Annotated in this window: 7 protein-coding genes; 1 reads left to right on the forward strand and 6 read right to left on the reverse strand. The window is 65.4% G+C overall.

Features of this window, described 5'->3' with window-relative positions:
* Positions 1-1,122 precede the first annotated feature (1,122 nt).
* On the forward strand, positions 1,123-3,090 hold the full coding sequence (locus tag E6J58_22050; protein TMB32819.1) for a hypothetical protein: 1,968 nt from the start codon (positions 1,123-1,125) through the stop codon (positions 3,088-3,090).
* A gap of 316 nt (positions 3,091-3,406) precedes the next feature.
* Here the strand turns inward: E6J58_22050 and E6J58_22055 are convergent, their stop codons facing one another.
* The 6 genes from E6J58_22055 to E6J58_22080 all read right to left on the reverse strand — a co-directional run bounded on the left by E6J58_22055 (position 3,407) and on the right by E6J58_22080 (position 9,425).
* The gene (locus E6J58_22055; GenBank protein TMB32820.1) at positions 3,407-3,949 is read right to left on the reverse strand and encodes a lipocalin-like domain-containing protein; all 543 of its coding nucleotides are present in this window, start codon (positions 3,947-3,949) and stop codon (positions 3,407-3,409) included.
* Between the two features lie 476 nt (positions 3,950-4,425).
* Positions 4,426-4,605, reverse strand: coding sequence for a hypothetical protein (locus E6J58_22060; protein TMB32821.1), 180 nt, complete (start codon positions 4,603-4,605; stop codon positions 4,426-4,428).
* On the reverse strand, positions 4,602-6,035 hold the full coding sequence (locus E6J58_22065; GenBank protein ID TMB32822.1) for a hypothetical protein: 1,434 nt from the start codon (positions 6,033-6,035) through the stop codon (positions 4,602-4,604). The genes E6J58_22060 and E6J58_22065 overlap by 4 nt, the downstream gene beginning before the upstream one ends.
* Positions 6,036-7,115: 1,080 nt before the next feature.
* Positions 7,116-8,180, reverse strand: coding sequence for an alpha/beta hydrolase (locus tag E6J58_22070; protein TMB32823.1), 1,065 nt, complete (start codon positions 8,178-8,180; stop codon positions 7,116-7,118).
* A gap of 29 nt (positions 8,181-8,209) precedes the next feature.
* Positions 8,210-8,479, reverse strand: a complete 270-nt coding sequence (locus E6J58_22075) for a hypothetical protein (GenBank protein TMB32824.1) — start codon at positions 8,477-8,479, stop codon at positions 8,210-8,212.
* A 166-nt stretch (positions 8,480-8,645) separates the two neighbouring features.
* Positions 8,646-9,425: a hypothetical protein gene (locus E6J58_22080; GenBank protein TMB32825.1), complete on the reverse strand. Its 780-nt coding sequence runs from the start codon at positions 9,423-9,425 to the stop codon at positions 8,646-8,648.
* Positions 9,426-9,841 lie beyond the last annotated feature (416 nt).

Raw genomic sequence — 9,841 nt, forward strand, 5'->3', positions numbered from 1 at the left:
AGTGCGAACGGCCGCCGCCGGGCCCGCCGCGGTCAACCGGCGCGCAAATTGAAGGACTGCTGAGCGTCCGCGCAATGTCCGAGGCGATTGTCTTTCCTGGCTGGTGATACGGTCGGGCGCATGCGGAGGGTCCTGGCTGCCGTCGCTCTCTCGTTCGCGGCGACGGCAGGTATCCTTCCACCCATTACTTCAGTTCCCCGCACCGGCGGCACGTACCTGTGCAACCACGGAACCGGCTACGACGGACCGAGTGGCCTCGGCGCGCGCGACACCCTGCGCGAACGTCGCGACGGTTGTCATGCCGCCGGGCGGGCGTCGGCGCGCGCGTCGGTAACCAGGGGTGTTCACCCAGAGTTATCGGTCATCAGCTCGTCCCCGGAAGCGACACCCGCCCGGCACCTCGGTGGAGGCAGTGCATATCAGGTTCGTCATTCCAAAACTCGCTGACCATGTGAACGTCGAATCTGTCGTGGCTCGCTCTGGGTGCACTGCGATCGCTACGAAGTCGTACTCGACGTCTTCGATCGGTGTGCCACCGACGTGATCGATCGCATCCGGGCCGCTCGCTGGGATGGTCCTTCGCGAGGTGGGATTCATCTGGCCAATTGGGAACGTGCATCGTCATGGCCGCCGCGCCATGGTGTTGGCGCCATAGCCATAGATCGAGGCGGGTGCCCGCTCTTCTCATTGCGGGATCTCTCTCTATCGGCGGCGATCAACGCGCCCAGGGTGATGCTGAACGACCGCGACTACCTGCTGGGCGCGTTCAGCGCGGCGGCCGTAATCGTCGGACCGACGAAACCCTGGGTGGCCACCGAGTTCGTCTATATCGCGGACTACCCTCCGCCGCGCAGGGCAGCACTTTCGGGCGGTGTTGCGCGAGATGTCCAACCTCCGAGTGATGGTCCGAATCGGCAGGTGCTGCCCCGACAGCTTCACGAGTCTCTTTACGGTCGTCCCTGCGAGCGCTCGGGGGGTCAATTTACGACTGGTGACGACAGAGGAACTCGGCGGCACCGCGTTTGCTCGTCCACTGCGAAGCGCCAACGACGTCGGGCGACACGACGGCCGGTTGGTCTGTCCCATGAACGTTCGTGAAGGTGAAGAACCTGGAGATGAATCATGACTTCCCGCCGGTTCATGTACGCCGCTGGAGCAGTCGCGCTCCTGCTGGGCGCGCTCATCCTCGCGCCCGGCACGCGAGCGCAAGAAGTTGACGGAAACTACGGCATCGGGATTCCGGACGTGTTCCTGCCCAAATATCTGGCCTTTCGAACGAGACAGGTGGCGAGCGACAGCCCCGACGTCATGCGGATCAAGCTCGGGTACGTCAAGGGATTGTCGCGTTCCTTCATCTTCATGGCGGGCGAAGCAGCCATCGATCTCGGGTCCGGCGCCTTTACCGTTAACCTGGCCGGACTGACGCCGCTTCAGACCTACACCGTGTGGGTCGTGAACCACACGGACGGCGACCCGCCGCTGGATACGGTGATAGGCCTCGTGACCTTTGTGGCGACAGAGGCCACGTCCCTGTTGAACGGCACCCTCCCGGTAAACTTGCCGGTTGGCTTCACCATCGACCGCGTCGTCGTCACCACGGGCAGCATCTGGGGCGTGGAGCCGCTCGTGGCGGGCCTGGTCAACGTCTCCCAGAAGATCTTCTTCAGACGGCTGTCGCTGCTCAACGAGAGCACTGGCGAGGTGATGTTCGACGAGACGACGAAGCCGCCCGCGCTCTTCGGCCTTGTGCCGCCCCTCGACTTCGAAGCCCAGGGCGGATCATCCGGACGGGGCGTGGACATGGACAAGGTCATCTCGAGAGGCGCCCACCTCTTTTTCGAGGAGACGTTCAACGGCAATGGACGTACATGCGGCACCTGTCACCCCGCGGGCAATAACCTCACCATCGACCCCAAGTTCATCGAGACCCTGCCTGCGACCGATCCATTGTTCGTGGCGGAGTTCAACCCGGCGCTGGCGCAGCTCGAGCGTCCGGAACTGATGCGGAGGTTCGGCCTGATCCTGGAGAACCTCGACGGCTTCGACGATCCGACGAACAAGTTCGTGATGCGCGGGGTGCCGCACACCCTCGGCCTGCAGGTCTCGCTTGCGCAGGACCCGACCCAGCAACCCATGCCGCCGGCGGAGATGACCGGCTGGTCGGGTGACGGCGCGCCGGGGACAGGCTCGCTGCGTGAGTTCGCGATCGGCGCCGTGACCCAGCATTTCACCAAGCGTCTGGACCGCGTCGAAGGCACCGATTTCAGGCTGCCGAGGCCGCGGGAGCTCGACGCGATGGAAGCGTTCCAGCTGTCGCTCGGGCGGGACCGCGACTTCGACCTGTCCAAGATCTCATTCCGGGACTCGAACGTCGAAACCGGCAAATCGCTCTTCGTCAACGGCGGCGGTGACCCAATCAACGCCGGTGGCACGTGCGCGGGCTGCCATGGCAATGCGGGCGCCCTGAACGCGCTCGGTCGGAACGGCAACGTCAACACGAACGTCGAAGACGTAGAACATCCCGCCCGCAGCATCCAGCCCTTTCCGAAGGACGGCGGCTTCGGGCGAACCGACAATGGCGACGGCACGTTCGGGAACCGCACCTTCAATACGGCCTCGGTGGTGGAAGCGGCGCAATCCGCGCCATTCTTCCACAACAACGTAGTGAGCACGCTTGAAGGCGTCGTCGCCTTCTACTCCGGGCCCGAGTTCAACAACCCGCGGCCGGGCCCGTTGCGCTTCAACTTCAACGAGACGCAGCGGAACGAGATCGCCAACTTCATGCGCGCGATCAACACGCTCCAGAACGTCGACGTGGCGACGCGCGAGCTCCGCGAGATCCTCGCGAACCGGCGTGACCCGCAACGGGAGCAGAACACGCGCTTGCAGACCGCGATGGGAGACACACAGAACGGCATCCGCGTGCTCACCGAGGGCGGCATCTACTCGGACGCGGTGACGACGCTCACCGAAGCGCGCGACCTGATCTCGCAGGCGCAACAGAGCGGGGATGCAGGGCTGCGTCGATCGCTGATTCAGCAGGCCATCACGAAGCTCGGTGAGGCCCGGGGCCTCGTCGCGACGTCGTAAACCCGGCACCGCGAGCGCGATCGAAGCGAGCAGCGCGGGAAGCGGCCCGACCGCAAACGTGAGCAGCGGCACCGAGATTGCCGCGAGAACGAGGCCGAACCGAAGCGCGACCTGCGGGTCGAGCCTCCCGCCCGCACGGCCGGCGCGTACGACCGGGCTCCGGCAGACCGTCAGGGCGCGAGATTGTTCGTGCTGCTACAGCCGGTCCCCTCTAATTGCAAATTACTACCGTTGGCGGTAGCGGTGTTCTCTACGATGTTGCTTGGACACACGACGTAAATCTCGAGCGGCTACGCGGAGCCGACGGCAGCGCGCACTAGCGTTTTGCAGTCGTGCGCGCGTCCTTGACGCGCTTCCAGGTCACCGTCACAACGCCCTGGCCCATCGATGGATTCTTGTTGGTGAATTTGAGCTCGTCTCCGGACAGCTCGATGGTCCGCGTTTGATCGGTTCCGGTCCAGTTCGGGAACGTGCTGCCCTCAACGTGCATGGTGAGCGTCTTGTCCGCGCCGTTCACATCGTACGTGCCGAAGTACGCGATGCTGCCCTGCACGGCGGCCTTGTTCTCCTCCGGAGTTCCTGTCGTGCGGTTGCTGGAGGCGAACTTTGGCATGTCGACTCGCGTGATGATGACGGCCACGCGCCTGTTGCTCGTGAACATCGCGGTGCCCTTCGCACCGGAGCCGAACGGCTCCGATTTGGTGCCGCCCTGGTCGAGGACGTTGCCCGCGAGCGTCCACGCGCCTACGAGCTGCTTATCAAGCGAGGTGGTCTTCTGGTTGTCGCCCGCGCGCGCCACGAACGCAGCGAGCGCAAATGCGGCGAGCGCCGCCAGCGCCGTTCTGCAGATCGTCTTCATGGCTTTCTCCCCTGGCCGCGTGGCAGATCACCGCGACCGGGGCGGATTCCAGCACGCGCGGACGAAAATGGCCAGCGCCCCCACTGCCCGCTAAGGCCGAGCAGCGATGGACGGCGATTACTTCTCAGAGGAGCAGGCGTGGATACCGGGTGCTGAACGGTAGACGGGGACGCTCGCGCGGCGCAGCTCGGGGACGCGGCGCTTGGGTAGCCTTCAGCCTCGTCAGATCAAGCGCTCCAGGAGTCGATTCCCGCCGCCTCCAATTCGCTTTCCGAACTGACCGACGATGGTCTCGTACATGTCGCGCGAGCAGGAGCGCGGCAGGACGGCCGATGCGCGCTCGGGTGTCTTCGCCTTCGGAGCGGTGCTGCAGGAGATGGTCACCGGCGCAGCGCCATAGGAGCGCGGCACTACGCTGGACGGAGCACGCCATCGTGGACGAGCTGCCCGCGCCGGTGGCGGCACCGGCTCCACGGCTATTTGGCCATTGCTGAGGCCTTCATCTTCTTCCACTTGCCGCCGGCCTTCTTGCACTGCTTCTTCGTGCCGGCGTCGGAGATCTCCGATCCGTAGGTGCTGACGCAGTGGCGCTTGGACTTTGCGAATGCTGCGGGCGAGGCTGCGAGGGCGAACGCGGCGATCAGGGCGAACTTCATTCAACCTCCTCCTTGGGTGGATGTGCTTGCTTGCGATTGTTGCGCGACCGCGGGGTCTGGCAAGTATTGAGCTCGCTCGAACGGGCGGCGGCGCTTGGCCCGTGGCCGAACGTCTGTGAAGGAAATCCTGCTACACGGTCATCTCGATCGGCGTCCCAAAAGCTCGGAAAAGGAGCTGCTCCCACGCCCGCCCAGTCTGTCGAGTCAAATGCCGAGCGAAGGTTCAAAGCGAGTTGAGGAATTCGAGCAACATAGCGCGCGATATCGGGTCGAGCGCTTCGAACGCCGCCTCGGCCGTCGCGCCTTCGCCCGCATGCCCCTGGATCGCATCGCTGAGTGTCAAGGCACGCCCGTCGTGAAGAAAGCGCGTCTGCGCGCGCAGCCCCCACGGCGGGCTGCGTGCGCATCATTCGCCCCGTCGCCTCGTTCTGCGCGATGCCGTCGCCCAGGCTGCCCATGTCGTGCAGCAGGAAGTCCGAAAAGGGGTGGAAGTCGACGTGGTCCAGCGCCGCGATCTGGTTCGGGCCGGTGGTCATGGTCTTGGTGTGGCATTGGGCGCATCCGATCGCATCGAAGATGGTCTCGCCGGCGATCTGCTGGGGCCCCACGGCCCCGCGGGGAGGCGGCGCAAGGAGCTGCATGAAGTCGGTGAAGTGATCCACATCGTCGCCGTCGTCGTTGAGCCCGGGAGCAGGATTGCAAGAGAGCGGGTGACCATCCGCGGTGGAGCAGTCCCCCTGGGGACAGCTCTCGGCCATGAACGACGGATTGGTCACGCCCATCTCGTTGAGATAGGCGTCGCCGCTGAACACATGCAGCGTGGGCACCTGTGCCTTCCAGCCGAACCGGCCGATCGCTGGCTCGCCGCTGTCCGCGTTGACGAGGTGGCTCGGCCGGCCTGCCGTCAGGGGATAGAAGATGCCCTCGAAGGCCGCCAGCGCGACCAGCGCATCGTCGGGGACCGCGTCGACCAGCCCCAGCCCGAACAGCGGGGTGGTGCGACGGCGAGCCACGACATTGGCGTCGGCCGGAACCTGCTCGGGAGTGAACACGAAGGTCAGGCAGAACGGCGTCGGGTTCACGAGATATTGCGCCGCCGCGCCGATGGCGTGGTCCTGCAGCAGTGAGCCGCCTTTGTTCGCAAGCGGGTCGAAGGCGCCGTACACCGACTTGCCGAACCGCGTCTCGAGGCGCTCCGTCGTCCCGCCGATGGCCCCCGTCGCCGCGGTTCCCGCGGGACCGACGTGGCAAGCTGCGCACGAGTTCTCGTTGAAGATCGGTCCCAAGCCTTCGCCCGCGGCCTCCACCGTGACGAAGGCCGTCTTGCCGCTCTGGAAGGCGGCCTGCTGCTCAGCCGTCAGCCCCGGCAGCGGATCCCCGAAACCGGTCGCGTAGGAAACGGTTGGAAGAATTGCTGCCGCCAATGACACGCTCCATGTCCTTCTTCCGGCGCATGATACACCTTTTGGTCTATCGAATTTTGCAGCAGTTACCGATTCCTTATCGAGGTGCTCCCACGTCGAGAGCTACTGCGCACGCTCCGCAGACGATTCAAGGGGCGATAAAATGGGCGCGCAGACGGGTCGCAAATGACCTTGTCGATACGGCAATTCGTGTACAGCACCGCCGATCAAACTTTGCTTGCAGGCATTCGGTTGGCTCTGCCAATGATTCAAGTCACGGCGGTCTTTTCGTGAATTGCGCAGATCCACATGGGAGAGCCGCTTTACAATTTTGCCAATCGAGTATTTCGCGCGTGACACAGTCCTTATAGAGAACCTCAGCGCGAGCGGATTCCAGACAACAGCCGCCGGTTCGCAATTGAATCAGGCAGCACCGGAGTGATGCGGCCCCGACAGGAACCACCCCACGGCGCCTTTTGCTGACCTGCCAGCTGGCGCCACGTCCTTACGCATTCGCGGGCTCGTTGTGGGAAAAGCAGAACATTCCAGAATCGGGCCTCCTCGTCCTCGGCCGTTGTTCAATCCACACGGCGAAGCCGCTGGTCGCGCCGGTCCTTTCGTTGTCTGTCCGCGCAGCCCCCGCCCCGAGGGGCGTTGGAATCGGGATGCGGCTTCGAGCATTCCTGCGGTGGTTTCGGCCACCACCCCGGGGCCCCGGGTCGGTCGATCCGCTGCCGTCAGGGCTATGCTGTACGGAAAGCACGCGCGCGGGTGGCTGCCTCAACGCCGATGCTCGGCGCCTCGGGTCGCACTTCCCCTTCCCGACGCCGACATACTGTACTTGCCCATGAGCCGGGGGTGAACGGGCGGGAAGGAAGCGCCGTCAGCGACATTGCCTGCGCACCCGACGAGCGCGGCGGACATGGAGACGACGAGCAAGGCGTACGGGCGGATCGTCATAGATGTCCTGCCAGGCCGGCGGTGACGAATCGGCGACAGGAACGTGCTCCCGTTCTCGTGAAACGCGTCGCCGCCGATGGCCGAGCGACACCCCCAGGGACGAGGACGCCCGCTGAGAGCTGCCATCCAATTTACTATGGAACATCCTCAACGCTCGGGTTGCGCCTGCATCCGCTCACTGAGGAACGCCTCCACCGCTCGGAAGAGTTCTTCGCGTCGCGGGTCGAACTGTGCGACGTGCGTGGCGCCCGGGACGATCACTTCTCTCTTCACCGCTGCATGGACCAGGTCGCGCATCAGCGCCTCACGGTGCTCGGGTGGCACCACGGAGTCCGCCGCGCCGGCGACTACGAGAGTTGGCGAGTAGATCGAGGACGCATTGAAGAGAGGACGGCCGATGCGGGTGTAGAAGAGATCCTCCACCGCGCCTGCCGGCACCCGGAAACTGGGAGGGTCGCGACTATCACTCGTCGGGTCGCTGGCGCGCTCCTCCACCGCCAGCGCCTCGACGACGGAATCGTCCCGGGGAGGTTCCCCGGCGGGGAGCGGCTGGCTCTTCGCGAAGCGCTCCTTGATTGCAGCCGCGGTCGCCGACAACAGGAAGTAGGCGCCCTTGGGTTCGAATGCCTTGGGCTCCTCCCGCCCCGAGTAGAGCGGTGCGTAGAGCGCGAGCCGGCGGACCTTTTCCGGCTGGACCGAGGCATACCAGCCTGCCAGCGTTCCACCCCATGACCACCCCACGAGGTTCACCCGTTTCACGCGGTGTCGGCCGCGGACGTGGTCGACGACGGCGCCTAGGTCGCGCAGCGCCAGATACGATCGGCTCGGCGCAGCATTGCGCTCAGGCGGCTCCGCCATGACGCGCTCGCGTGTGGACCAGTCGCAGTTGCGGAAATCGAAAAGATAGACCGCATACCCCCGCCGCGCCATCCACTCCGCCCACGAGGCATTTCGGTCCGGGATGTCGAATGAAGGCCGGGCGGAGATTCCGTGGCCATGCGCAAAGACGACGATCCGGTCCTCCGCAAGGCGGGAAATCCCTGCAGCGATCACTTGGCGGACAGAGAGCTGGATGCCGGGGTCGGCCGACGCGATCTGATAATCGCGCCGTGTGACAGCGACATCGTTGGCGCGAGCGATCGCAGCGTTCGCGACGACCCTCGCTACGCAGAATTCCTGCGGAAGATGAAGCTGCCACCGGACTGAGCCTATGCAGGGTCACGCGCGGCCGCGGCGCGAGCCTAGCCGGTCTTGACCACCGGGTCCTCGCGCGCCGGCTCTGCGGACCACACGGTGGCGCACTCGCCGTCCAGATCGAGCGAGTACCGGATTTCGCAGCCGCCCACGTTGAGGATCAAGGGCGCATCCTTGTGCACGGTGCGAGTGCCGAGCTTGCTGACCTCCAGCGCCGCTTCCAGGACGCTCAAGACGGCGCTCTTGACCCGCGTGCGGAGGCCAACCGCGCGCCGCAGCTCCATGTCCGCGTCGACCGTGAGATACACGTCTGCCACCAATTCCAAGCGTGCGTGCCGAGTAGCATCGGCACCACGTACCGCGAGTGAAATCACCATTTTTTCTGTCCGGCAGCGGACTCGCCCGCCGCTTTTCTGTCGAACTCTCGACGGTCAGGTAGCGGCCGGCTCGTCGGACGAGGCGGCCACAGCCCGCTGTTGCGCTTCAGGGTTGCGGCACGTCGAGGCGCCAGAGGCTCCGGTCCTCTGCTTTGACGAAATAGAGCGAGTGATCGATGGCGCGGAATTTCGCCAAGCCACTGGCCAGCGGAGCAATCAGGGATCCATCCTCGGTGGAGACCGCGAGGTCCCAGACGCCGTCCGGTACCAGGTACGTCAGCTTCGTCACGTAAACGGCGGCCCGCCCGACAAAGCCGAAGTTGAACTGCGCTTCCCGATACGGCGACGGTGCACCGATGCCGACGAAACCCGGCAGGATGGCTCCTGGCCATGGAGCTCCCGGCACGACGAGATGGAGCGCACCGTTGTAGGGCGGCAGCCATCCCTCTTGAACGAGCATCGCGTGCGCGCCTTCGCCTTCGTGCGCCGGCAGGCTTGTCGCGGAGGGAAAGAGCATCTCGGCCGGCTGGCCCGGGCGAAGCCGGAGGAGAGGCCAGGACCCCTGCGCGTTCTCAGGCACCTGCGCCGCCGACAGATCGAATCGCAGAACGGACCCGTCGGCCTGCGCTTCGTACCCGGCGAGCCCGGGAGTATCTGCCCGTCCGCGGAGCTCGGCGAACGCGCCGCCAGACGTGGGCGCGCTGAAGAGCGCCTCGCCGGTGGTGGTGGTCTCGACGGCGAGGACCTGAGTTCCACCTGCGATAAATCGAAGCGACCAGTCGTAGCCGCCCGGCGGCAGCGGTCCGAGCCGCGTCACGGGCGAGCCGTCGAGAGGGTAGACGACCACGGGTCCGTCACAGGCGTATTGCTTTCCCGTACCGAACATGACGGCATTTCCGTCCGGGGATGGAGAAGGCATCGCGCACGTTTCGCCGAAGTCCCTCCTCAGTTTGCCGTCTCGCGAGAGCGCGATCCTGCCCGCGAGGAGCCATTCGCCGTCAGGGGTCCAGGCCAGTTGCGCAGCTCCCTCGATCGGAATCGCAGCCGCTGCGTCGGCACCCGCCGGGAGGAGAAAGCAGCGCGGTTGGACATAGTCAGCGGCGGGCTCGCAGTAGGCGACCGCGTCGCCGCCAGGACTTGGGGCCATGGAGTACCCCGGGAAGCTCTGCGACTGGCGTGTCCAGCCGGGGCTGGGTGCTTGGGAGAGCAGGACCGGCGCTGCGTCGGACTCTCGGAATCGGAAGAAGCTCATCAGGCTCACGCCACCTGCGTAGAAGTAGAGCGTGTCCCCGCCGAACACGA

The organism is Deltaproteobacteria bacterium (genome assembly GCA_005879535.1).
In the GTDB taxonomy this organism is placed as follows: Bacteria; Myxococcota; Myxococcia; order Myxococcales; family 40CM-4-68-19; genus 40CM-4-68-19.

Excerpts from the sequence above, each read along its gene's own strand:
- E6J58_22050 (TMB32819.1), top strand. The coding sequence starts at position 1,123 with ATGACTTCCCGCCGGTTCATGTACGCCGCTGGAGCAGTCGCGCTCCTG.
- E6J58_22055 (TMB32820.1), bottom strand. The coding sequence starts at position 3,949 with ATGAAGACGATCTGCAGAACGGCGCTGGCGGCGCTCGCCGCATTTGCG.
- E6J58_22060 (TMB32821.1), bottom strand. The coding sequence starts at position 4,605 with ATGAAGTTCGCCCTGATCGCCGCGTTCGCCCTCGCAGCCTCGCCCGCA.
- E6J58_22080 (TMB32825.1), bottom strand. The coding sequence starts at position 9,425 with ATGTTCGGTACGGGAAAGCAATACGCCTGTGACGGACCCGTGGTCGTC.